The following is a 25,288-nucleotide window of genomic DNA, read 5'->3' on the forward strand; positions in this document are numbered from 1 at the left end:
ATTGAAAGAAAATTTGATGTTTTATTCGGCTGAATTTATAGCCGCATAAAGGAAGAGTGATACCCGCTAACCTTACCGCAACGGCAACGCTAGCGGTAGCGTTTTGTCTGGCTATTTTGATCCTGCTCAGCAAGCCATGCCAGCTTTTCACCGATTTTACCTTCCAGCCCGCGAGTGGTTGGATGATAGTAACGCGTCTTGGCCATTTCGGGCGGGAAATAATCTTCACCGGCGGCATAGGCATTGGGTTCGTCGTGGGCGTAGCGGTATTCTGCACCCAACCCCATTTCCTTCATCAGCTTGGTTGGCGCATTGCGCAAGTGCTCGGGTACGTCATAATCAGCCATCTCTTTGGCATCACGTATTGCCGCTTTGAAGGCGGTGTAAACCGCGTTGCTTTTTGGCGCACAGGCCAGATAGACGATAGCCTGGGCTATCGCCCGTTCACCCTCCGCCGGTCCTACCCGAGTGAAGCAGTCCCAGGCCGCAATAGCCACCTGCATACCACGCGGGTCAGCATTACCGACATCTTCAGAAGCAATCGCCAGCAACCGGCGTGCCACGTACAAGGGATCGCCCCCGGCGGTAATAATACGGGCATACCAGTACAGCGCAGCGTCCGGTGCTGAACCACGCACCGATTTATGCAGCGCCGAGATCAGATCGTAAAAGCGGTCGCCTTTATTATCGAAACGCGCACTGCGTTCCCCGGAGACTTCTTTCAGTAATTCCGGCGTCAATACGCGGATGCCTTTGGCGTTGATTTCCGCCATGTCCGCCATCATCTCCAGGCTGTTCAGCGCCCGACGGGCGTCGCCGCCCACCAGCTCCGACAACATGCGGCGCGTCTCTTCCGGCAGTTCGATATTCTGGCCACCCAAACCCCGGCTGTTGTCTTGCATCGCCTGATCCAGCACCTGACTGATATCTTCGGCAGTCAGTGCCTTCAGTAAATAGACGCGAGCACGCGACAACAACGCCGAGTTAAGCTCAAAGGACGGGTTTTCGGTGGTGGCGCCAATAAAGGTGATGGTGCCGTCTTCAATGTGCGGCAGGAAGGCATCCTGCTGGCTTTTGTTGAAGCGGTGCACCTCATCGACAAACAGGATAGTGCGGCGACCGGAGTCACGGTTTTGACGTGCGCGCTCAATCGCCTCACGGATCTCTTTAATCCCGGACGTGACGGCAGAAATACGTTCGACGTCCGCCTGGCCATAACGGCCGATCAATTCCGCCAGCGTGGTTTTCCCGGTACCCGGTGGCCCCCACAGAATCATCGAATGCAGTTGTCCCGCCTCGATAGCCCGCGGCAAAGGCTTACCGGCAGCCAACAGATGCTGCTGGCCGATGTATTGTGCCAGCGTAGTCGGCCGCATCCGCGCGGCCAACGGCTGGAATTCATTCTGGGAAAAATCGAGCGACATATTACTCACGCGGACCTCACTGGCGCTGGTCGTCCAGCGTCACCCCCTTCGGCGGGGTAAATTTGAATTTGCTGGCATCAGCCGCGACATTCTGCTGGCTTTTCAGCGCGTAAGAACTGCGTTGGCCGTCCTGCTCAACCGCGGCAAAACTGCGGATAGTGCCGCTGTTATCCACGGTAATAGCGAACTGTTTCAGGTTGCCGCTGCTGGATTTTGGCGTCAGCTCAAAATCATTGCCCTTCTGCTTAACGTTGTACTGTTTCCAGTCATTGGCGTTATTACGGGTGATCAGCATAAACGGCGTGTTGCCGGTGGCGTTTTTCAGCCAGGTGGCAGTGACCTGCTCTACAAAGGGATTGTAGAACCACAGGGTCTGACCGTCTGACACCAGTACGCTCTCGTCCGGCGAGGTCATGTGCCAGTTAAACAGATTCGGGCGCTTAACCCAGAGTTCGCCTTCACCCTGCTGTACCGCCGCGCCATCGCTGCTGGTCACCGTCTGGGAGAAGCTGGCGTGGAAACTGTTCACTTTCGCCAGACGACTTTGCAAATCCTGCGCGGCGTCGGCCAACACAGAGGTGGAAGCGAAACCCGAAAGCAGACAACAGGCAACTAACAGTTTTTTCATTATTCCAGATACCTTATGAAATGCGTTAACCGCAAGGCGGTGCCGTGCGGGTCAAATTAACCCTTAAACACCTTTACTCTACCCGAAGCCATTCGCCGGCAGATAGGCCAATGTTCCGAGAAGCCGTTGGGTTTACGCTTCTTTGCACAAGGGCCGCTAAGCGGCCCTTTTAATTAAATAACAACGATTAAAACTTCATCAGTCATGCCGTGGCGGTGCCAGCACCTCGCGGTTGCCGTTGTGCCCCTGCTCGCTGACGATGCCCTGCGCTTCCATCTGTTCGATGATACGCGCGGCGCGGTTATAACCGATGCGGAACTGACGCTGTACGCCGGAGATAGAGGCGCGGCGTTTATCCACCACAAACTCCACCGCCTGATCAAACAACGGATCCAGCTCTTCGTCACCGTCCAGACCACCGCCGGAACCCCCCTCACCGTCGTCACCGGCGTTGAGGATACCCTCTTTATATTGAGGTCGTTCACGCGCTTTCCAATCCTTAACCACTGCATGCACTTCCTGATCGCGCACAAATGCACCATGCACACGTACCGGAATGGAGGAGTTAGGGGCCAGATACAGCATGTCACCCATCCCCAGCAGGGATTCAGCACCGCCCTGATCGAGGATGGTGCGCGAGTCAATCTTGCTGGATACGGTAAAGGCAATACGGGTCGGGATGTTGGCCTTGATCAGGCCGGTGATCACATCCACCGACGGACGCTGAGTTGCCAGCACCAGGTGGATCCCCGCCGCACGCGCTTTTTGCGCCAGACGAGCGATCAGTTCCTCGACCTTTTTGCCGACCGTCATGATCAGATCGGCAAACTCATCGACCATCACCACGATGTAAGGCTCTTTCTCCAGTACCGGCGGCGTGATGTCCATGCTGTCGGTCGGTTTCCAGAACGGATCCGGGATCGGACGCCCCATGGCTTCAGCCTGATCGACGCGTTCGTTATAACCGGCCAGGTTACGCACACCGAGCGCAGACATCAGCTTGTAGCGACGCTCCATCTCGGCGACACACCAACGCAGGGCATTGGCGGCGTCTTTCATGTCGGTAACCACGTCGGTCAACAGATGCGGAATGCCCTCATAGACCGACAGTTCCAGCATTTTCGGGTCGATCATGATAAAGCGCACTTCTTTCGGCGTGGCCTTATACAGGATGCTCAGGATCATGGCATTGACCCCGACCGACTTACCGGAACCGGTGGTCCCCGCGACCAGCAGGTGTGGCATTTTCGCCAAATCGGCCACCACCGGTTCGCCGGAAATGTCTTTACCCAATACGATCGCCAGCGGCGACGGATTGTCGCGGAACGCCGGGCAGTCCAGCACTTCTCGCAGATAGACCGTCTGACGTTTGACGTTAGGCAGCTCCAACCCGACGTAAGGCTTGCCGGGGATCACTTCCACCACACGCACCGCGGAGGTCGACAGTGAACGCGCCAAATCGCGCGACAGGTTGGAAATACGTGCAGCCTTGACGCCCGGAGCCAAATCCAGCTCGAAGCGGGTGATGACCGGACCTGGTAAAATGTCCACCACGTCGGCTTTCACCCGGTAATCGGCCAGGCTGGCCTCCACCAAACGCGCCTTTTGTTCCAGTGCGAAGGAATCTACCGGTTCCACCTCTTTCGGGGCTTCGGTCAGCAGATCCAGCGTCGGCAACGGCGTGGTCGGTTTTTGCAACGGCATATCGTTGCGCATCAGGAACGGGTGTATCAGGCTGTCCATCGCCGGTTGCTGCACAGCGGCAGGTTCCGGTTGCGCCACAGGCTGCTGATAGGCTGGCGGCTGTTGCTGCACTGCCGGTTGCTGCTGCGGTTGTTGGTAAGCAGGCTGATAGGACTGTGCCGGCGGAATCTGAGGCTGAGCCGGCGCGGCGGGCTCAAACTGACCGAACGGCACATCGTCTTCACGCTCGCTTTGCTGCTCAATGCGTTCTTCCAACTGCGGCGACAAGGTGAATAGCGGCTCAACCGGGCCATCATCAACCAAATCATCCATCGGCGAGAAGCCGAACGCATTACGGGTATCGACCGGCGTAGTTGGCTGCACCGATGGCGCGACTTCTGGCTGGCCATAGCGCTGGCTTTGCTGGTTGGCAAACGCTTGACGCAGTGCGGCCTCCTGCAGAGCAGCTTCATCATCCAGATTATCCGACGCAGATTCCTCACCGTAACGCTGGCTTTGCTGCTCGGCAAATGCCTGGCGCAACGCCGCTTCCTGCAGGGCTTCATCATCTGGCGAAAGATTATCCGCATTCTGCAATGGCTCATCGTCCCCTCGGGTGCGCTGTTCCTGTTCGGCCATGCGCTGCGAAGGCAGTTTGATGCCATAAGAAGCCAGTTCACGACGAGTCGGAATGCGTACCGGATTAGGACGCGGTAATTCAGGGCCGAGGCCTTGTTTCACCTGCGAGTTAGCATCACTGGTAGCGCTAAAGGCCGGCATAAAGGTATTGGCGGCAACAGCACCGGCAATCGCCGCCGCTGCGGCAGGTGCCTGAGGTTTCACGCTGCCAAACGGGGTAACGGCAGGCTCAGCGGCACTGAAGCCGGCCGGAGCGCTGACGTCAACGCTATCACGCTGGGCGGCAGAAAAATCAAACGGGGAACGGTCTGGCGACGGCGATACGGCCGGTGCGTCCCAGTTCCCCATACGCGGTTCATCGTCGTCCCGGTAAGGATCGGCCTGGCGCGTCAACTTCGGCGTCGGCGTCTCTTCAGGGATTTCAAACGAATACAGCGGCGGTGCGGTGTTTTCTGCTACCGCACTCATCGGATGCTGGTTCACCGAGGCCGGAGCCACAGGTGCTGCAGTAACCGACGGTGCCTGAGCCACGACAGGTGCCGCAGTGACAGGGGCGCTGGCTACCGCTGACGCGACAGGCGCGACATCGGCCTCATCGTCATCATTAGCCCGCAGACCGCTGAGTAACGGATCTTCGGCATCTTCCGCCGCCATTTTGGCGGTTTCCGTTACCGAAGGCGCAGAGAACAACACGTCGTCTTCCGCCGCATTGGCCGCCGTTGCCGAGGTAGCCACAGCAAGCGCGGCATCCTTGTCAGCGGATTCAGGCTGATCTTCGACGTAGCGCTCATCATCGTCATGATAACGGTCTTCACGACGTGAGCGGTTGGTCATAAAGGTGGCCGTACCCAGCACCACGCCGCCGATGCGCTCGGCGATCACCAACCAGGACCAGCCGGTAAACAGCGTCAGCCCCGCAGCCCAAACGCACAACAGCCCCAGGGTGGCGCCGATACCGTTGAACCACGGCAACATGGCGTTGCTCAGCAAGCTGCCAATCACGCCGCCGGATGCGAAGTAATAGAGGTCGTCGACATTCAATGCCGCCAGGCCACACGAGGTGAGCACCAGCGCCAACGTGCCGATCAGGCGCAGTGAAAGCGCAAAATAGTCGATGTATTCGCCATTGCCGCGCTGACGGTAAGCCGCCCAGCACAACACCAGCATGATCGGCGGTATCGCATAGGCGAGTACCCCGAAGGTGAAGAACAATGTGTCGGCCATCCAGGCCCCGACGCCACCGCCCAGGTTATGAATAGGCTCATGCCACGCGGTCTGCGACCAGCTTGGGTCAGAGGGATTAAAACTGACCAAGGCAGCCATGAGGTAAATGGCAAAAATGGCTACCACAATCAACACAGCTTCGAGCAAACGGCGACCGCTGCTGAGTTTTCTCAAGGTAACTTCTTTATCTTCTGTATATTCCTGGCTCAAGAAAGGCTCTCCAGGTTCCTGTTAGCTGACATAGCAACAGCGCCGAGAAGCTTCCCCGGCGCCGAAACTGTATGAATAAACAGGAGTGTAACCAATTTAATCAGGTTTTGCACCTGCACCCTACCGTGTTTTGATAACCAGACGGTTACTCTGTTTCACTTCTTCCATTACCACGTACGTACGGGTGTCGTTAACCCCCGGCAGACGCAGCAAGGTTTCACCGAGCAACTTACGGTAAGCCGACATATCCGGCACGCGGGTTTTCAACAGATAGTCGAAATCACCGGACACCAGATGACACTCCTGAATTTCTTCAAGCTTCTGAACGGCTGAGTTGAATTGCTCAAACACATCCGGCGCACCGCGATTCAACGTGATTTCCACGAAAACCAACAGGGAAGCGTCCAGATAATGCGGGTTGAGCAAAGCGGTATAGCCATGAATAAAACCCTGGCGCTCGAGGCGGCGCACGCGTTCTAAACATGGAGTTGGAGATAGCCCCACGCGCTTCGAAAGCTCAACGTTCGAAATACGCCCATCCTTCTGCAGCTCGTTCAGGATATTGCGGTCGATACGGTCGAGATCTTTACCCGGGCGTTTCTTATTGTCTGCCATTATTATTGTCTCTCTTATTTTCTTCCCTGCACTTGCCACACCCTAACCAACATCAATGTGTAAGGGTTCGTTCCAAGCGAAGACCCAATGCCTGTCATATGCTTCACTACCATCATCACCCCTTGTGCAGTCTGTCTGTCAAACCCTGCACCGGGTAGTTAAATGACGTTATTGCAAGAAGAAATCCCCCTCGCTTGCGCGGTGTCCCCTCACCCGCCGCACGCGGCTTCAGCAACGGCGCAAAATTCTGCGCCAACGCCGTAAATACGTACGATTTACTGCAGGGACAGGGATAATTTCTTCTTCCTATGATGTTTTCGCAAATGCGCAGCGGATTGTCAAAGTAAAAGAAGCAAAATCAGAAGAACGTACCGTCATGAAAAGTTAGCACCCCGTTTTTAGTTATGAATCGCTGGCTTAAAAACCCCGCTGCCAAGGCGCTTAAACCCGCTTTACGGGCTGTTTCTGACCCATTGAGTACACCACAGTGTTGAGTGGCTTCCATAAGTTAAATTGCTGCGTTTTACGCTCGCTTTAGCAGCAAAATAATAATTAATAGGCCATGACTATCAAACAAATCGTTAACAACATCCCCTGACGCTTTTTTTAATGCCGCATTTTCCCTACAATCGAATCCATTGTCCGCCATTGTGGGAAAAGAGGTTATTCATGGGCACGGCTAAACACAGTAAATTATTGATCCTGGGCTCCGGCCCGGCTGGCTACACCGCCGCCGTTTACGCAGCGCGCGCCAACCTGAGCCCGGTATTGATTACCGGTATGGAACAAGGGGGTCAGTTGACCACCACCACCGAAGTGGAAAACTGGCCGGGTGATGCCGAAGGCCTGACCGGCCCGGCGCTGATGGAGCGTATGCGCGAGCATGCGGAAAAATTCCAGACCGAGATTGTGTTTGACCACATCAACAGCGTTGAGCTGCAGAACCGTCCGTTCCGCCTGTTTGGCGACAACGGCGAATACACCTGTGATGCTTTGATCATCGCCACTGGCGCTTCCGCACGTTACCTTGGCCTGCCTACCGAAGAAGCGTTCAAAGGCAAAGGCGTGTCTGCCTGTGCCACCTGCGACGGTTTCTTCTATCGCAATCAGAAAGTCGCGGTCGTCGGCGGTGGTAATACCGCCGTGGAGGAGGCTTTGTACTTGTCCAACATCGCGGCCGAAGTTCACCTGATTCACCGCCGTGACAGCTTCCGTTCAGAGAAAATCCTGATCAACCGGCTGATGGAGAAAGTGAAAAACGGCAATATCGTGCTGCATACCGACCATACCCTGGACGAAGTGCTGGGCGATCAGATGGGCGTGACTGGCGTACGCATCCGCAGCACCAAAGCGGAAAACCAAACGCAGGACCTGGAACTGGCCGGCGTGTTTATCGCCATCGGCCACAGCCCGAACACCAGCATTTTCGGTGGTCAGCTGGAACTGGAAAACGGCTACATCAAGGTGCAGTCCGGCATTCACGGTAATGCCACCCAGACCACCATTCCTGGCGTATTCGCTGCCGGCGACGTGATGGACCACATCTACCGCCAGGCGATCACCTCCGCCGGGACCGGTTGTATGGCGGCGCTGGACGCTGAGCGTTATCTGGACGGCATTGCCGGCGCAGAAGTGCTGTAACCCCACACTGTCATTTTGAAAAGCGGCTATCACAGCCGCTTTTTTTTTGCCGCCATCTTTCTGTTATACCGCTATTTGACCGCTTTATTATTTTCAGTCTGTCGGGTGAAGAGGTAACATTGGCCTTCACTTGTTCGCTTCAGGTTGGGGCAAACACTTTTTTTAACAGTACGTTAACCTTGTCTGTACCCACAGGCGCCGGCGACGCAGACCCATATCTGATGAAAAAAACCAGACAGCAACAGTTAACCCATTGGCTCAAAACTCAGAGCACCCTGGCGCAGCGTTGGTTGCGCCTTTCCATGTTGTTGGGGCTGATAAGCGGCATTCTGATTGTCGCCCAGGCATGGCTATTGGCTGCCCTGCTCCACGCGTTGATTATCGAGCACGCCCCGCGCGAACAGCTTATCCCCTCGTTTATCTGGCTGGCCGCCACTTTTGCATTGCGGGCGGTGTTGAGTTGGCTGCGTGAACGCGTCGGTTTTATCTGCGGACAGGTGATCCGCCAGCGTATGCGTCAGCAGGTGCTGGATAAACTGCAGCAACTCGGCCCGGCATGGATCCAGGGCAAACCGGCCGGCAGTTGGGCCAGCATCATCGTCGAACAGATCGAAGACATGCAGGATTATTATTCTCGCTATCTGCCGCAGATGTACCTGGCGGTATTTATCCCCGTGCTGATCCTGATTACCGTATTCCCGATAAACTGGGCCGCCGGCCTGATCCTGTTAACCACCGCCCCACTGATCCCCATGTTTATGGCGCTGGTCGGTATGGGTGCCGCAGACGCCAACCGCCGCAACTTTGTGGCGCTGGCACGACTGAGCGGTAACTTCCTCGATCGCCTGCGCGGGCTGGATACGCTGCGCCTGTTTAACCGGGCTGAAGCGGAAACCGCGCAGATTGCCAAATCATCCGAGGATTTCCGTACTCGCACCATGGAAGTCTTGCGACTGGCATTTCTGTCCTCAGCGGTGCTGGAGTTCTTTGCCTCTATCTCCATCGCCGTGGTGGCGGTCTATTTTGGTTTCTCGTTCCTTGGCGAACTTAATTTTGGCAGCTACGGCACCGGCGTTACGCTGTTCGCCGGTTTCCTGGTGCTGATCCTGGCTCCGGAATTCTTCCAGCCGCTGCGTGACCTTGGGGCCTTCTACCATGCCAAAGCGCAGGCGGTGGGCGCAGCAGAAGCGCTGGAAACCTTCCTCAGTGCCGAAGGCGAGCAAATGGGTAGCGGCACGCAAACGCTGGATAGCGATGCACCGCTGGAGTTGCAGGCGCAGGATCTGGAGATCCTGTCACCGGATGGCGTGCTGCTGGCCGGCCCGCTGAGTTTCACTCTGCCCGCGAACCAGCGCATTGCTTTGGTCGGGTTGAGCGGCGCCGGTAAAAGCTCGCTACTGAACCTGCTGCTCGGTTTTCTGCCCTATCGCGGTTCTCTGACGGTCAACGGCATCGAGTTGCGCGAGCTGGCCGCCGAAGGCTGGCGTCAGCAGCTTGGCTGGGTAGGACAAAACCCGCACCTGCCGGCTCAAACGCTGCGGGCCAATATCCTGCTGGGCAACCCGCAGGCCAGTGACGCCCAGTTACAGCTGGCGGTAGAGCAAGCCTACGTCGGTGAGATCCTGCCGCATTTGCCACAGGGATTAGAGACTGAAGTCGGCGATAACGCCGCCCGTCTCTCCGTCGGCCAGGCCCAGCGCGTAGCGGTTGCCCGGGCGCTTATCAGCCCACGTCGTTTGCTGCTGCTGGATGAACCGGCCGCCAGCCTTGACGCCCACAGTGAACGGCGGGTGATGCAGGCGCTGAATGCCGCCTCGCATCAGCAAACTACCCTGCTGGTGACCCACCAGTTGGAAGATACCGAAGACTACGACCAGATTTGGGTCATGGACGGCGGGCACATCGTCCAGCAAGGCGATTACGCCACGCTGAGTGCCCAACCGGGCCTGTTCGCCAATCTGATTGCACACCGCAGCGGGGATCTATAATCATGCGCGTTTTGCTGCCGTTTCTGGCGCTATACCGTCGTCACAGCCTGCTGATCTGTCTGGGCATTGTACTGGCCATCGTTACGCTGCTGGCCAGCATCGGCCTGCTGGCGCTGTCTGGCTGGTTCCTCGCCGCCTCGGCCCTCGCCGGGTTGGCGGGCCTGTTTACTTTCAACTACATGCTGCCGGCCGCCGGTGTCCGCGGTGCCGCCATTTTCCGCACCGCCGGGCGCTACGCCGAACGCGTGGTCAGTCACGATGCCACCTTCCGCGTGCTGTCCCATCTGCGGGTGTTTACCTTTAAAAAGATCCTGCCACTGTCGCCGGGCGGCATTGCCCGCTTCCGTCAGGCCGACCTGCTTAACCGTCTGGTAGCGGATGTCGACACGCTGGATCATTTGTACCTGCGGGTGATCTCACCGCTGGTCAGCGCTGCCGCCGTGATTGTGGTCGTCACTTACGGCCTGAGCTGGCTGGATACTTCCCTGGCACTGACGCTGGGGGGCATTCTGCTGATGCTGCTGTTGCTGGTACCCCCGGTATTTTATCGTGCGGGCAAGCCGATTGGCGGCCAGTTGACCACGCTGCGCGGCCAGTACCGTACCGACCTTACCGCCTGGCTTCAGGGCCAGGCCGAACTGGTGGTGTTTGGCGCCGTTGAAAGCTTCCGCGCCGATCTGGATACCACCGAGCAGCACTGGCAGCGCCGCCAATGGCAGCAGGCCTCGCTGGGCGGCATGGCGCAGGCACTGATGATCCTGGCTAGCGGCCTGACAGTCACCTTGTTGCTGTGGCTCACTGCGGCCGGTATCGGTGGCGACAGCCAGCCCGGTGCGCTGATTGCGCTGTTCGTGTTTGCCGCGCTGGCCTCATTTGAAGCGCTGATGCCGGTGGCTGGCGCTTTCCAGCATCTTGGGCAGGTGATCGCTTCCGCCACCCGGGTGAAGCAGGTCATCGACCGGCAACCGGAGGTCAGCTTCCCTACCTGCGGCCCAGCGGCTGAGAAAGGCGCTGCCCTGAGTCTGCAACGGCTGACCTTTACCTACCCCGACCAACCGCTGCCGGTAGTGCAGGACGTCACGCTGGAGATTGCCGCCGGTGAACACATTGCTCTGCTCGGGCGTACCGGCTGTGGCAAATCGACCCTGCTGCAATTGCTGACCCGCGCCTGGAACGCCGATAGCGGCCAGGTGCTGCTCAACGGCCAGCCACTGAGCGCTTACGATGAAACCACGCTGCGCCAGATGACCACCGTCGTCAGCCAGCGGGTGCATATTTTCAGCGATACGCTGCGTGAAAACCTGCGCATCGCTGCCCCGGCGGCAACCGATGAACAACTGCGCGGGGTCTTGCAGCAGGTCGGGCTGGACAAGCTGCTGGAGAACGAGGGGCTGAATGCCTGGCTGGGAGATGGCGGTCGCCAGCTTTCCGGCGGTGAGCAGCGTCGTCTGGGCATTGCCCGTGCGCTGTTGCATCAGGCCCCCCTGTTGCTGCTCGATGAACCGACCGAAGGCCTGGATGCCGAGACCGAACAGCAGATCCTGGCACTACTGCGCCAACATTGTCAGGGGAAAACGCTGATCCTGGTCACCCACCGTCTGTATGGGCTGGAGCACCTGGACCGCATCTGCGTGATGGACGGCGGCCAGATTGTCGAGCAAGGTGATCATCTCACCCTGATGCGTCAGCAGGGGCGTTACGCCCACTTCCGCCAACGTATCAGTGGTATACCGCTGTAAAATGGCCTGTAGAGGACGCTGAGACCTTATATGCGCATTGTTAAGCTGTCACCGCAGTCACTGGCGTTCCCCTCTCCTGAGGGCGCTCTGCGCGATCCTAACGGGCTGCTGGCCATTGGCGGTGATCTGACCGCGCCGCGTTTGCTGGCCGCTTATGAGCGTGGCATCTTCCCCTGGTTCTCGCCGGGGGAAGCCATTCTGTGGTGGTCACCGGACCCCCGGGCGGTGCTGTTCCCGGCCGAACGTCATATCAGCCGCAGTCTGAAACGTTTTCTGCGCAGTAACCCCTTTCGCATTACGCTGAATCACGACTTTGCGGCGGTGATCGCCGCCTGCGCCGATCGACCGGAAGAAGGCACCTGGATTGGCCCGGAAGTACAACGTGCTTATTTGCATCTGCACCGCCTTGGCTTCGCCCACTCGATCGAGGTTTGGCAGGATGAAGAGCTGGTTGGTGGCATGTACGGTATCGCTCAGGGGGCGCTATTTTGCGGCGAGTCGATGTTTAGCCGCACCACTAATGCCTCCAAGTGCGCCCTGATGACTTTTTGCCGCCATTTTGCCGCTTATGGCGGAGAATTGATTGACTGTCAGGTGCTTAACGCTCACACTGCCACGCTGGGTGCGAGAGAGATCCCCCGAAGACAATTTTTGCAGCAGCTCAGCCAACTTCAGCGCAAGCCATTAGCGCCAGAGTGTTGGGCACCGCAAGTTTTACCCCCACAGCAGGTTGAACCACCCTCCCCAACAAACTAATTTTGCGGAAACGGTGCAATGTTCACCGACACTTCTTTACATAATGTGGGTTTTTCGGCATTATCTTGCCGGTTAAAAACTAAGGTAGTTAGACCTAGAGGATTCGATGGCCAAAGAAGACAATATTGAAATGCAGGGCACCGTTCTTGATACGCTGCCAAACACCATGTTCCGCGTTGAATTAGAAAACGGGCACGTGGTTACCGCACATATCTCCGGTAAAATGCGTAAGAACTACATCCGCATCCTGACGGGCGACAAAGTCACTGTAGAGCTGACCCCGTACGACCTGAGCAAAGGCCGCATTGTCTTCCGTAGCCGTTAATCGGCTCACTCGTCGCCAGCCGATGGCGGCACCGAGGATGTAATGCCTCCGGAGCCCTTTCCGTTTACCCCCGTAGCAACGTTCAACATCGAGTTGCAGGTGCGCAGGTAAACTGAGAGGGCTCAATCATTTCTGTTGTGGTGATGATTTTCACCCATAAAAAAAGCGATGCCGAAGCATCGCTTTTTCTTTATCTGACCCCGGACTTAGTGCACCGCACCTTCATCCGCTTTGCGCATTGACGCGCTGATAAATTGGTAAGTCAGTTTCTGATTCTCTTTGTCCAGCTCGACTTTCACCGAGCCGCCATCCACCAGTGAACCAAACAGCAATTCGTTGGCCAGCGGTTTCTTCAGGTTTTCCTGCATCACACGCGCCATTGGACGAGCCCCCATCGCATGGTCATAGCCTTTCACTGACAGCCAGTCACGCGCTTCGTCACTCACTTCCAGCGACACGCCCTTCGCATCCAGCTGTGCCTGCAGTTCGACGATAAACTTGTCGACAACCTGCTGAATAACCTCGGCCGACAGATGGTTGAACCAAATAATGTTGTCCAGGCGGTTACGGAATTCCGGCGTGAACACTTTTTTGATCTCTTCCATCGCGTCGGTGCTGTTGTCCTGCTGGACCAGACCGATCGATTTACGTTCTGTCTCGCGTACCCCGGCGTTGGTGGTCATCACCAGGATCACGTTGCGGAAGTCCGCCTTGCGGCCGTTGTTATCGGTCAGGGTACCGTTGTCCATCACCTGCAGCAGCAGGTTGAACACGTCCGGGTGCGCCTTCTCGATTTCATCCAGCAGCACTACCGAGTGCGGATGTTTGAGCACCGCATCGGTCAGCAGACCGCCCTGATCGTAACCGACATAGCCCGGAGGTGCGCCAATCAGACGGCTGACGGTATGACGTTCCATATACTCGGACATGTCAAAACGCAGCAGTTTGATATCCATCGCCTTCGCCAGCTGAACCGTGACCTCGGTTTTCCCGACGCCGGTTGGCCCGGCAAACAGGAAGGAACCGACAGGCTTGCGATCGTGTCCCAGACCCGCCCGGCTCATCTTGATCGCTTCGGTCAATGCTTCAATCGCCTGATCCTGACCAAACACCAGCATTTTCAGACGGTCGCCCAGGCTTCTCAACACATCCCGATCGCTCGCTGACACGGTTTTTTCCGGGATGCGCGCGATACGCGCCACCACCGACTCAATGTCGGCAACGTTGACGGTTTTCTTGCGCTTGCTGATCGGCATTAAGCGACTGCGAGCACCCGCCTCGTCGATCACGTCAATAGCCTTGTCCGGCAAATGACGGTCATTGATGTATTTCACCGACAGCTCAACCGCCGCACGCACCGCTTTCGCGGTATAACGCACATCGTGGTGTGCTTCGTACTTGGTTTTCAGGCCGTTGATGATCTGAATGGTCTCTTCCGGCGTTGGCTCGGTAATGTCGATTTTCTGGAAACGACGGGCCAGTGCGCGGTCTTTTTCAAAAATGTTGCTGAATTCCTGATAGGTGGTCGAGCCGATGACCCGGATCTTGCCGCTGGAAAGCAGCGGTTTGATCAGGTTGGCGGCATCTACCTGCCCACCGGACGCCGCACCGGCACCGATGATGGTGTGGATCTCATCGATAAACAGGATGCTGTTCTTATCCTGCTCCAGCTGTTTCAGCAGGGCTTTGAAGCGTTTTTCGAAGTCGCCGCGGTATTTGGTGCCCGCCAGCAGCGAACCGATGTCCAGGGAATACAGGGTGCAGTCCGCCATCACTTCCGGAACGTCGCCCTGCACAATGCGCCAAGCCAGCCCTTCGGCAATCGCGGTTTTACCCACGCCGGACTCACCCACCAACAGCGGGTTGTTCTTGCGGCGACGGCACAGTACCTGGATAGCGCGTTCCAGCTCAGGGTCACGGCCAATCAACGGATCGATGCCGCCCACCCGGGCCAGTTGATTGAGGTTGGTGGTGAAGTTCTCCATACGGTCTTCCCCTCCGGACTGCTCTTCATTCACCGGGTTTTCCGCATTTGGCGCTTGGCCCGGCTCGTCTTTACGTGTGCCATGTGAAATGAAGTTCACTACGTCAAGACGACTGACGTCGTGTTTGCGCAGCAGGTAAGCCGCCTGCGACTCCTGCTCGCTGAAAATTGCCACCAGCACGTTGGCGCCGCTGACTTCGCTGCGGCCGGAAGATTGCACATGGAATACCGCACGCTGCAGTACGCGCTGGAAGCTAAGCGTCGGCTGAGTGTCGCGCTCTTCTTCGCTGGCGGGCAGCGTCGGCGTGGTTTGTTCGATAAAGGCTTCGAGTTCCTGGCGCAGTGCAGCCAGGTCCACCGTACATGCCTCAAGCGCTTCCCGCGCGGCAGGGTTGCTGAGTAACGCCAGCAACAGGTGCTCCACGGTCATAAACTCGTGTCTGTGCTCACGCGCCCTGGCGAAAGCCATGTTGAGACTGAGTTCCAGTTCTTGATTGAGCATAAGCACCTCCCCAATAGATTGCCTTAATCAGGCTTTTTCCAGCGTACAAAGCAACGGATGCTCGTTCTCCCTGGCATAACGGTTCACATGTACGACCTTGGTTTCCGCCACCTCGGCGGTAAAAACACCACAGATCGCCTTGCCTTGATAGTGGACCGTGAGCATCAGTTGCGTTGCGCGTTCAATATCATAAGAAAAGAACTTTTGCAGAACGTCAATCACAAATTCCATCGGTGTGTAATCGTCGTTGTTAAGTATAACTTTATACATAGACGGCGGTTTTACCGCATCGATTTGTTTTTCTTCGGCTAAGTGTTCAAAATTTAGCCAATCGTTGTTATTGCCCATCGCTGCTCATCTTCTCTGCTCTGTCCTTTAATATGGGGACAGGTTCCGGTTATTCAAAGTGGGGTATTCATACTATTTTATCATCTTCGCCGCCATCCCGCCGCACTGGAACGTGCGCAAAAATCACTGACGAATTGTTACCAAACAATGTCAATAGCGTTACCTGCTTCAAACTTTGATGAACTGCACCCCACCGACAAAAGCCGATCCCTTGACGTGATGATCATTTGCTCTAGAGTGTAAATTCGTGAGCTGGTGGTGTTTTAACCACTCTCAGGCTCATCTGCTGCCTGCCATTGGCGGGTGCGAATTCAGTTATTCATCTCACCTAAAAATAGCGTTGCGAGGGATGTAAAAGCATGGAGACGGGTACTGTTAAATGGTTCAACAACGCCAAAGGGTTTGGGTTTATCTGTCCTGAAGGCGGCGGCGAAGACATATTCGCCCATTACTCTACGATCAAGATGGACGGGTACCGGACGCTAAAAGCTGGCCAGCAGGTCAGTTTTGACGTGCACCAGGGGCCAAAAGGGAACCATGCGAGTCTTATTGTGCCAGTGGAAAGCGAGGCGTTGGCCTAAACGCTTCCACCAAGTCAGTCTGAAACACCGCAAAAAATGCCAGCCGCCGTATGACTGGCATTTTTTATTATGCCCGTCGTATTTCAAGCTGCAGCGTTGTTACCTGCACTCGCTCACCCCAGTTACTTACTTAAGTAAGCGCCTGGGGATGAGCGAGCTGGGCGCCTAACTGCAGCTTGAAATTCATAGGGCAGGCTATTCGCGCGCCAGCGCGTCAATCGGGTTAAGCCGCGCCGCACTGCGCGCCGGCAGATAGCCGAATACCACGCCGATCGCCGTTGAACAAACAAACGCGCTCAGCAACGCCGCCGGTGGGAAACTGATTTGCCACCCCGGTAGCACCAGTTGAACCAGCAGGCCGATGGCAAATGACAGCATGATGCCCAACGCGCCGCCGACCAGACACACCAGCACCGCTTCAATCAGGAACTGCTGCAGTACGTCACCGGATCGAGCCCCCACCGCCATACGAATGCCGATCTCACGGGTACGTTCTGTCACCGACACCAACATGATGTTCATCACGCCGATCCCACCAACCACCAGAGAAATTACCGCCACCAGCGTCAGGAACAGCTGTAGCGTACGCGTGGTTTTTTCTGCGGTCTGCACCAGACTGTCCATGTTATAGGTGAAGATGTCTTTCTTGCCGTGGCGCAGCGTCAGCAAGCGCGTCAACTGCTGCTCCGCCTCCTGGCTGTTGTAGCCCTCGCGGATACGCACGGTGATCGAATCGAAATAGGCGTTGCCCATCAGTCGGTTGGCCATGGTGCTGTAGGGCACCCAGACGTTCAGCGTCTTGCTGCTGCCGAACATCGACTGTTTTTCTTTCGCCACCCCGACCACCGTCGCCGGCATATTGCCCACCAGGATCACCTGCCCCACCACATCCTTCTGGTGCGGGAACAGCCGGCGCTGGGTATTGGCGTCAATCACCACCGTTTGCGACTGCGATTGCACCTGCAGTTGATCAATACCGATGCCCTGGGTAAAGGTCATGCCGTATACGCGGAAAAACTGCTCGCTGACCCCGGTGACGTTGGCCGCCACGTCGACGTTACCCAACCGCAGCCGCATGCTGCTGGCGATGGTGGGTGACAGTGCATTGACGTAGGGTTGCTCACGGAGCGCGGCAAGGTCGTCGTACTTCAGCGCCTGGCGAAAGGTCGGGTCGTCGTCACCAAAGTCCTTGCCGGGATAAATGTCGACCGTATTGGTGCCGATGGATTTGATGTCCGCCAACACCATCTGTTTGGCAGCGTCGCCGATCACCAGGATCGACACCACCGAGGCGATGCCGATAATAATCCCCAGCATGGTCAACGCGGTACGCATTTTACTTGCCGCCATCGCTCGCCAGGCCATCACCAGCGCCTCACGGAAACGGCCGGTGGTTTGCTGCCAGGACGGGGCCGGGGCCACCATCTCCAGGGGTTTGGCGTTCGGGTTGCGGCGCTGTTCCGGCCGTGAATCGGCAATGATCGCCCCATCGCGAATCTCAATGATCCGCTCAGCCTGCTGGGCCACCGCCGGATCGTGGGTGACGATAATCACCGTATGCCCCTGCTCGCGCAGTTGCTTGAGGATCGCCATCACTTCTTCGCCGGAGTGGCTATCGAGAGCACCGGTCGGCTCATCCGCCAGGATCACCTGCCCCCCGTTCATCAGCGCGCGAGCAATACTGACCCGTTGCTGCTGACCACCCGAAAGCTGGCTTGGCCGGTAGCCCACACGTTCACTGAGCCCCAGGCGCTGCAACAACCCCACCGCCCGCTCACGCCGTGCCGCCTTCCCCAGCCCGGCATACACCGCCGGGACCTCGACGTTATGCGCCGCGCTCAGATGGGGCAGTAAATGATAACGCTGGAAGATGAAGCCAAAATGCTCACGCCGCAGCCGGGCCAACGCATCGCCATCGAGCGTCGCGACGTCCTGCCCAGCCACCCGATACACACCGGCGCTGGGTTTATCCAGGCAACCAAGAATATTCATCAGCGTCGATTTACCGGAGCCGGAGGCGCCCATAATCGCCACCATTTCACCGGCGTCGATGCTCAGGCTCACGTCCTTCAGGACCGCCACCGTCTGATCGCCCGATTGATAACTGCGGCAGATACTGCTCAATTCCAACAGCGCGGCCATCAGAGTGCCTCCGCGCCGCCGCGGCTGACAATCACTTCATCGCCGATGTTCAATCCGCTGAGAATTTGCACGTCAATATTGTTCCGCAGGCCAATGGCCACCTCACGCTTTTCCTCCTTGCCCTGTTTCAATATCGAAACCTGGTAGCGATTATCGGCAATTTGATCGCCCAGCGCCGCCAAAGGAATGACCTGTGCCTGACTGACGCCCGCCAGTTGGATATGTACCTGCGCGGTCATTTGCAGTCGCAGCAGCCCCTCGGGGTTCGGCACTTCAAAACGTGCGTAGTAAAAGATGGCGTTATTGACCTTTTCCGGCGTCGGCTGAATATCCTTCAGCACGCCGTCAAAGCGCCGGTTCGGATCGCCCAGTACGGTAAACCAGGCTTTTTGGCCCGGTTTGAGGCTGATAACGTCTGCTTCCGATACCTGAGCCTTCACCAACATGGTGCTGAGATCGGCCAGGGTCAAAATGTTTGGCGCCTGTTGTGCGGCGATCACCGTCTGGCCCTGCAAGGTGGTGATTTGCACCACGTCACCGTCCATTGGTGCTTCAATACGGGTAAACGCCAGATTGATTTTTGCGGTATCCAGGCTGGCCTGATTTCTGGCGATCTGCGCCTGAATGGTGCCCACCTGGGCTTTTTTCACCGCCAGTTGGGTTGCCGCCTGATCCAGATCCTGGCGTGATACCGCCTGCAGTTTGGCTAGCGCCTGATTACGCTGCAGCGTTACCGCCGCCAGCTGTTGTTCCGCCTGAGCCTGCTGCAACTGAGCATGCAATTCACGCAAGGTGGCCTCACCCTCTCGGATGCTGTTTTGCGCCTGTTGCGGGTCAATCACGCCCAGTAACTGGCCCTTTTTCACCCGGTCGCCAATCTCGACGTACAGGCTTTCCAACTGACCGCTGACCTGCGCGCCCACGTCAACTTTGCGCACCGCGTCAAGCTGGCCGGTCGCCAATACGTTTTGCTGTAGATCGCCCTTGGCAACCTTCACCGTTTTAAATGGGGTCGCTGTCGGATGACCAAAGTGCCAGGCCGCTACGGCGGCAATCGCCACCAGTACCACCAGCGCCATGACCCAGCGTCGCTTATGTCCTTTAAACCACGTCAAAATAGGTTCCTGTCTGTTGCAATTCAAGCTGCCAATGGCGGCAACGGAGGCTAAATTATCACGCACAGTGATGAATAACTAAACCTTAGCTCAACACATTGTGGAGACACCCTTGGTTACATTCAGTATTGAACTCCCGTTTAGTCAAGGCTTGTTGAAATAGCGCCATTCAACACAGTCAAGGATTTCATCATGTCTCAGCTCAGCTATCCACTCGTATCTGCTCGCCCGCTTAACGGCTGGCAACTGATGACGGCGCTGGCCAATGGCGACAAAGCGCCGAGCAAAGCCTGGAAGAAAACATCATTCCGCCTTAAGTTTGTCGGCCGTTCGTTATTTTCCTGGCGCACCACCAGTGGCCTGCTCAACATGCTGGCGTCCAACCCTTTGCTGGATGAGATCCTGAGCGCGCAACCCAACCTGCCGTGCAAGCTGCATCGCCCCTATCTGGCAGCAAACATGAGCAAAATCGAGGGCCTGTTCGCCCTGCGTGATCATTACGATCTCAGCAAACAACGCATGCCAATGAAAATGCTGCTCGGTCATCTGAACAAGCCCTTTATGCTGACCAGCGCCAGCGGCAAGAGTGGCGGTGCGGTGTCACTGGAGCTGGCAGCCATTGATCACCTGAATAAAGAAGGGGAGGCCACCCTGCTGCTGCGTAATGCCAACGGGATCATGCTGGCGGAAATCACCTTTGCACTGATGCACTTTCAGCAACAGCCAACGTTGTTTATCGGGGGTTTGCAGGGGGCCAATCACCAGGTACCGCACGCGGAAATCCAGCAGGCCACCAAAGAGTGCCACGGGTTATTCCCAAAACGGCTGGTGCTGGAAGGCATTTGCACACTGGCACGTCATCTGGGCATTCAGCAAATCGTGGCGGTCGGCAACAGCACCCATATCTATCAGAACTGGCGTTATCAGAGTAAAAAGAAACAACAACTGCATGCCGATTACGATCAATTTTGGATATCAATGGGCGGCAAGATGCTGGAGAGCGGCTATTTTCTGTTGCCGGAACACATCACTCGCAAACCCATCGATGACGTCGTCAGTAAAAAACGTGCAGAATACCGCCGTCGCTATCAACTGCTGGATGAGCTGGAACAGGGAATGGCGGAGCATTTCAACGCCCAATCCCGTTTTGCCGGGGCCTAATCGGCCCGGCCGCGTGCCAGCCAGATCACGCGTGAGAACATTTTCTTCAGCAGGGGGGGCACCGAATCCGTGCCCCGCTCACCCGCGTTCATCGCTACCTCAATCGCCAGGTCGGGCTTCGAGGAGTGATGCACCGCCTTGAGGATCACCTTACGTACCGGCATCTGGCCATTGCTCGGCACCGAGGCCACCCGGTAATAGACTGAGCTGAAGCCTTCACGGAACATAAAGTGTTCCATATCTGGTGCCGGTAACGCGGTCAAACGGTCGCGCTCGTTGTCCTCATGGTTATCCAGCATGCTGCGTACGGTACTGGCGTATTTTCTCCCCGCCTCATCGCCGTCCACCAGCGCATGCCACTCAATACCCATCCGCCGGGCAAACCTTAGCAACGGTTTCAGGCCGCACTGGGCAAACTCGATCACCCGCACCCCTTCCGCTTCAAAGTGATAGCCACACTGGCGCGCCAGCTCGTTCAGCAGCCAGACTTCCGTTTCACCTTCCACCAGCAGCCAACAGCGGGCAAACAACGACGACGGTCGGTTAAAGCGAATATGAAATGAAATGCGTCGCCCGTCCTCCGGGCCCAGCCCGCGTGGCCCAAGGCGATAAGTGGCAACCCGCCCCGACTCACGCACTAACCGGCAAACGTGCTCAACCGGCACCAGGGAGACCAATTCGCTGGAATTGGTGGTGGTGATGCGCTGCAGCGGCAGCTGGTTCAGCAGTCCCCAGGCCACCGACAGCATGATCGGATGCAGACGGGTTTCCGGATCCTCCACCAGCAACAGCGGCCGGGCGTGCGGATCCAGCTTGACGCTGCCCTTGGCCTGCAGCAGCGTAGAAAACATGCCCAGTAAAATAAGACGCATACTGCGGCTATTAGGTTCGGCCACCATGCGGTTGATACTGTCCAGCGAACGCCATGCCAGCTGGTCCTGATCTTGATCCAGTCGCTGTCGGCGTGGCCTTGTCACCTGCGAGCCCTGTTCAGCGAAGTAGTGTTCCAGCAGTTGCTGCATGGCCGCCAGCCCCTGGCGCATCTCGGCATTGGTCAATTTTTGCGGGTTACGCACCAACTCACGCGTCAATTGATCCAATTGCAGTGACAGCGCCTTGTTATCGGCCGGGTTTTCGTTATTCAGCGTACTGGGCCGCAGGCGGCGGATAAAACGCGCATCGCGCAGGCGCAGTACCGGGTGAATACGGATGATGGCGTGCACCAGTTGCTCAATATGATGCAATTGCATCGCATTGCCGTCGGCATCCAGGAAGCCGCGCCAGGTACACACCGTATCGTCATCGGCCAATTCGCCTTCGCAACGGTAATAAATGCGGTTCAGGTTATCGTCACCCTTGATCCACAGCGGCGACAGATGGCGGTAACGGGGCAGATGAGCATGGCCAATGTCTTTTTCGCAGAAGGTAAAAACCACCTGCAAATGCCGATCTTTGGCCTCTTCCTCACCGGGCGGGAAATGAAAGTCATGCGCCTCAAAACGGTACAGCTTGGGCTCTGGCGCCAGTAGCAAGGTCAGCGCGTCAAGCAGGCTGGATTTACCCCAGGCGTTTTCGCCGAGCAGCAGCGTGTTGTCATCCAGCATCAGTGATAGCCGGTTGATGCCGCGGAAACCTACAATCTCGATACGCTCTAAGAACATCTGTCGCCTCCCGTGCGCACTGCCACCGTCCTTCATGGGGTGACCTCCTCAGAGCATGGTCAAAAAACCCCTTGCAGGTCAAGCAGGCGAGGTTAAATCTGCCGCTTTACTCCGGCCGTTGTTTTGGTTAGCTTGTTGAGCCCCGCCGGTCACCCGCGCGCCATCCGCTGAACAAAGGACGTAAGCTTCACCATGTATTCAGGACTGCTGATTATTCTGTTACCGCTGATTGCCGGTTACCTCATTTCTTTACGCAGCAGGACGTTACTGCAAACCATCAACCGCCTGCTGAGCGGGATGGTGTACGTGATCCTGTTCTTTATGGGCATCAGCCTGGCGTTTCTGGAGGATCTGAGCAGCAATCTGGTCTTGATCTTCCAGTATGCCTCGGTGTTTTTCCTGTGCATTCTCGCCGCCAGTTTACTGATGCTGATGCTGCTGGAACGCAAAATGCCGTGGCACAACAGCCATAAACAGGAAAAGCTACCCTCACGCCTGCATATGGCACTCGAGTCGTTCAAACTGTGCGGCGTGGTGCTCGGCGGCTTTCTGCTCGGCCTGACACAGTTGCAATGGCTGCAATTCGCCAATAAAGGCAGCGAGTACGCGTTGATTTTCCTGCTGCTGCTGGTCGGTATCCAACTGCGCAACAGCGGTATGACGCTGCGCCAGATCGTGCTTAACCGTCGCGGCATGATGGTTGCGGTCGTGGTGGTCGTTAGCGCACTGGCCGGGGGAGCTCTGGCGGCACAGCTGCTGGGGTTGCCAATTAAAGCCGGGCTGGCGATGGCGTCCGGTTTTGGCTGGTACTCGCTTTCCGGCATTCTGATCACCGACGCCTACGGCCCGGTCCTGGGCAGTGCAGCCTTCTTTAACGATCTGGCGCGCGAACTGGTAGCGATTATGCTGATCCCAACGCTGGTGCGTCGCAGCCGTTCCACCGCGCTGGGCCTGTGTGGCGCCACCTCAATGGACTTTACCCTGCCAGTACTGCAACGCAGCGGGGGTATGGAGATAGTGCCGCCAGCCATTGTGCACGGCTTCCTGCTGAGTCTGTTGGCACCGGTACTGATCGCCCTGTTCTCTTGATCTCTGCCCGGGGGCATTGCCCCCGGAAAGCGTAATAATTCCCATCCGCGCGGCAAAATTGCGCTAAATCAAACTTGCCCTTGGTAGCATCACAAAAGCCTTTTTAAGCCCCGGTTGCCGATCTATGCTCTTAAACAAGCATTATAAATGCAACTTTAAAAAGGAAGCGATTATGTTCTGTGTGCAATGTGAACAAACCATCCGTACCCCAGCCGGCAACGGCTGCTCCTATGCCCAGGGCATGTGTGGCAAAACGGCGGAAACCTCTGACCTGCAGGATCTGCTGGTCGCAGCGTTACAGGGATTATCCGCCTGGGCGTTGCAGGCCCGGGCGCTCGGGATCGTCGATCATGATATCGACAGCTTTGCCCCACGCGCCTTCTTCTCGACCCTGACCAACGTTAACTTCGATTCCGAGCGCATCATCGGTTACGCGCGCGAAACCATCGCCCTGCGTGAGTCTTTGGCCGCCCGCTGCCGGTTGCTGGACGCGGGTGTACGCGTCGATCATCCCCTGGCCAGCCTGCAGTTGGCCGGCGATGATATGCCCTCACTGTTGCAACAGGCCGCTCAGTTTGCCCTGAATACCGATAAAGCCGAGGTCGGTGACGACGTGCACGGCCTGCGCATGCTGTGCCTGTATGGCCTGAAAGGCGCTGCGGCTTATATGGAACACGCCCACGTGCTGGGCCAGTCCGATGACCAGATTTACGCCGACTACCACGCTTTTATGGCCTGGCTCGGCACCCAGCCGCGCGACGTGGATACCCTGCTGAATAACGCCATGGGCATCGGTAAAATGAACTTCAACGTGATGGCGATCCTCGATCACGGCGAGACTCAGGCCTATGGCGATCCGGTACCAAGTGCGGTTAACGTGCGCCCGGTGGCGGGTAAAGCCATTCTGATCTCCGGCCATGATCTGAAAGATCTGCGCATGCTGCTGGAACAAACAGAAGGCCAGGGCGTGAACGTCTACACCCACGGTGAAATGTTGCCGGCACATGGCTACCCGGAACTGAAAAAATTCAAGCATCTGGTGGGCAACTACGGCAGCGGCTGGCAGAACCAGCAAACCGAGTTTGCCAAATTCCCCGGCCCGATCCTGATGACCTCCAACTGCATTATCGATCCTGAGGTCGGTAACTATGGCGATCGTATCTGGACGCGCAGCATCGTCGGCTGGCCAGGCGTTAACCATCTGGAAGGGGACGATTTCGCCCAGGTGATCGCTCAGGCACAGGGCATGAGCGGCTTCCCGTACAGCGAAATCGAACATATGATCACCGTCGGCTTTGGCCGCCAGACGCTGCTCAACGCCGCTGATACGGTGATCGACCTGGTGGCGCAAAAGAAACTGCGTCACGTCTTTTTGGTCGGCGGCTGTGACGGCAGCCGTGATGAACGCAGCTACTTTACCGACTTCGCCCGCAGCGTACCGCAAGACTGCCTGATCATGACCTTGGCCTGCGGCAAATACCGCTTCAACAAGCTGGATTTCGGTACTCTGGAAGGTTTGCCGCGCCTGCTGGACGTCGGCCAATGTAACGACGCCTATTCTGCCATCATGCTGGCAGTCAAACTTGCCGATACCCTCGGCTGCTCGGTCAACGAGCTGCCGCTGAGTCTGGTGTTGTCCTGGTTTGAGCAAAAGGCAATCGTCATCCTGCTGACGCTGCTGTCACTGGGAGTCAAAAACATTGTCACCGGGCCGACCGCGCCGGGCTTCCTGACCGACAACCTGATGGCCATCCTCAACGACAAGTTCGGCATGCGTCCGATCACCACCGTTGAGCAGGATCTGCAAGCCCTTCTCGGCTGATAACGTTATTC

General features: G+C 57.1%; 18 protein-coding genes. 9 read left to right on the forward strand and 9 right to left on the reverse strand.

Annotation, left to right across the window (positions count from 1 at the left end):
• Positions 1-89: 89 nt before the first annotated feature.
• The 4 genes from BEI65_RS01445 to lrp all read right to left on the reverse strand — a co-directional run bounded on the left by BEI65_RS01445 (position 90) and on the right by lrp (position 6,423).
• Entirely contained in the window at positions 90-1,433 is a 1,344-nt protein-coding gene (locus tag BEI65_RS01445) for a replication-associated recombination protein A (protein WP_099061791.1), read from the reverse strand.
• A 7-nt stretch (positions 1,434-1,440) separates the two neighbouring features.
• Complete coding sequence (lolA, locus tag BEI65_RS01450) at positions 1,441-2,052, reverse strand: outer membrane lipoprotein chaperone LolA (protein WP_085116057.1); 612 nt, start codon at positions 2,050-2,052, stop codon at positions 1,441-1,443.
• A 198-nt stretch (positions 2,053-2,250) separates the two neighbouring features.
• Positions 2,251-5,808 carry a DNA translocase FtsK 4TM domain-containing protein gene (locus BEI65_RS01455; RefSeq protein ID WP_099061792.1) on the reverse strand — a complete coding sequence of 1,186 codons (3,558 nt, stop codon included), beginning with the start codon at positions 5,806-5,808 and terminating at the stop codon, positions 2,251-2,253.
• A 120-nt stretch (positions 5,809-5,928) separates the two neighbouring features.
• A complete protein-coding gene (lrp, locus tag BEI65_RS01460; protein WP_004928318.1) occupies positions 5,929-6,423 on the reverse strand; it encodes a leucine-responsive transcriptional regulator Lrp in 495 nt (164 codons plus the stop codon).
• A gap of 669 nt (positions 6,424-7,092) precedes the next feature.
• Between lrp and trxB the strand changes: the two genes are divergently transcribed.
• From trxB to infA, 5 genes are all read left to right on the forward strand, one after another.
• Entirely contained in the window at positions 7,093-8,064 is a 972-nt protein-coding gene (trxB, locus tag BEI65_RS01465) for a thioredoxin-disulfide reductase (RefSeq protein WP_099061793.1), read from the forward strand.
• Positions 8,065-8,285: 221 nt separating this feature from the next.
• A complete protein-coding gene (gene cydD, locus BEI65_RS01470; protein WP_099061794.1) occupies positions 8,286-10,052 on the forward strand; it encodes a cysteine/glutathione ABC transporter permease/ATP-binding protein CydD in 1,767 nt (588 codons plus the stop codon).
• A gap of 2 nt (positions 10,053-10,054) precedes the next feature.
• Positions 10,055-11,791: a cysteine/glutathione ABC transporter ATP-binding protein/permease CydC gene (gene cydC / locus BEI65_RS01475; protein WP_099061795.1), complete on the forward strand. Its 1,737-nt coding sequence runs from the start codon at positions 10,055-10,057 to the stop codon at positions 11,789-11,791.
• Positions 11,792-11,821: 30 nt separating this feature from the next.
• Entirely contained in the window at positions 11,822-12,547 is a 726-nt protein-coding gene (gene aat / locus BEI65_RS01480) for a leucyl/phenylalanyl-tRNA--protein transferase (protein ID WP_085116052.1), read from the forward strand.
• Between the two features lie 106 nt (positions 12,548-12,653).
• Entirely contained in the window at positions 12,654-12,872 is a 219-nt protein-coding gene (gene infA, locus BEI65_RS01485) for a translation initiation factor IF-1 (protein ID WP_002211347.1), read from the forward strand.
• A gap of 206 nt (positions 12,873-13,078) precedes the next feature.
• On the opposite strand, the gene clpA is transcribed toward infA, so the two are convergent.
• Together clpA and clpS are read right to left on the reverse strand one after the other, a co-directional pair.
• Positions 13,079-15,358 (reverse strand): ATP-dependent Clp protease ATP-binding subunit ClpA, encoded by a 2,280-nt coding sequence (gene clpA, locus BEI65_RS01490; RefSeq protein WP_099061796.1) that lies wholly within the window; start codon positions 15,356-15,358, stop codon positions 13,079-13,081.
• 27 nt (positions 15,359-15,385) lie between these two features.
• Positions 15,386-15,706, reverse strand: a complete 321-nt coding sequence (gene clpS / locus BEI65_RS01495) for an ATP-dependent Clp protease adapter ClpS (protein WP_004928347.1) — start codon at positions 15,704-15,706, stop codon at positions 15,386-15,388.
• Between the two features lie 359 nt (positions 15,707-16,065).
• Between clpS and cspD the strand changes: the two genes are divergently transcribed.
• Complete coding sequence (gene cspD / locus BEI65_RS01500; RefSeq protein WP_012006105.1) at positions 16,066-16,287, forward strand: cold shock-like protein CspD; 222 nt, start codon at positions 16,066-16,068, stop codon at positions 16,285-16,287.
• A 195-nt stretch (positions 16,288-16,482) separates the two neighbouring features.
• Here cspD and macB read toward each other — a convergent pair whose 3' ends face one another.
• Both macB and macA read right to left on the reverse strand, forming a co-directional pair.
• A complete protein-coding gene (gene macB, locus BEI65_RS01510) occupies positions 16,483-18,429 on the reverse strand; it encodes a macrolide ABC transporter ATP-binding protein/permease MacB (RefSeq protein ID WP_099061798.1) in 1,947 nt (648 codons plus the stop codon).
• Positions 18,429-19,544, reverse strand: coding sequence for a macrolide transporter subunit MacA (gene macA, locus BEI65_RS01515; RefSeq protein ID WP_099061799.1), 1,116 nt, complete (start codon positions 19,542-19,544; stop codon positions 18,429-18,431). The genes macB and macA overlap by 1 nt, the downstream gene beginning before the upstream one ends.
• A 192-nt stretch (positions 19,545-19,736) precedes the next feature.
• On the opposite strand from macA, the gene BEI65_RS01520 reads away from it, so the two are divergent.
• Positions 19,737-20,705 carry a VirK/YbjX family protein gene (locus tag BEI65_RS01520; protein WP_099061800.1) on the forward strand — a complete coding sequence of 323 codons (969 nt, stop codon included), beginning with the start codon at positions 19,737-19,739 and terminating at the stop codon, positions 20,703-20,705.
• Here the strand turns inward: BEI65_RS01520 and BEI65_RS01525 are convergent.
• The gene (locus tag BEI65_RS01525) at positions 20,702-22,366 is read right to left on the reverse strand and encodes an ATP-dependent endonuclease (RefSeq protein WP_099061821.1); all 1,665 of its coding nucleotides are present in this window, start codon (positions 22,364-22,366) and stop codon (positions 20,702-20,704) included. The genes BEI65_RS01520 and BEI65_RS01525 overlap by 4 nt on opposite strands.
• Before the next feature lie 192 nt (positions 22,367-22,558).
• Between BEI65_RS01525 and BEI65_RS01530 the strand changes: the two genes are divergently transcribed.
• Together BEI65_RS01530 and hcp are read left to right on the forward strand one after the other, a co-directional pair.
• Positions 22,559-23,455, forward strand: coding sequence for a lysine exporter LysO family protein (locus BEI65_RS01530; protein ID WP_099061801.1), 897 nt, complete (start codon positions 22,559-22,561; stop codon positions 23,453-23,455).
• A 172-nt stretch (positions 23,456-23,627) separates the two neighbouring features.
• A complete protein-coding gene (gene hcp / locus BEI65_RS01535; RefSeq protein ID WP_099061802.1) occupies positions 23,628-25,277 on the forward strand; it encodes a hydroxylamine reductase in 1,650 nt (549 codons plus the stop codon).
• Positions 25,278-25,288: the final 11 nt, after the last annotated feature.

This window comes from Serratia sp. BW106 (genome assembly GCF_002607755.1).
Lineage (GTDB): Bacteria > Pseudomonadota > Gammaproteobacteria > Enterobacterales > Enterobacteriaceae > Serratia > Serratia proteamaculans.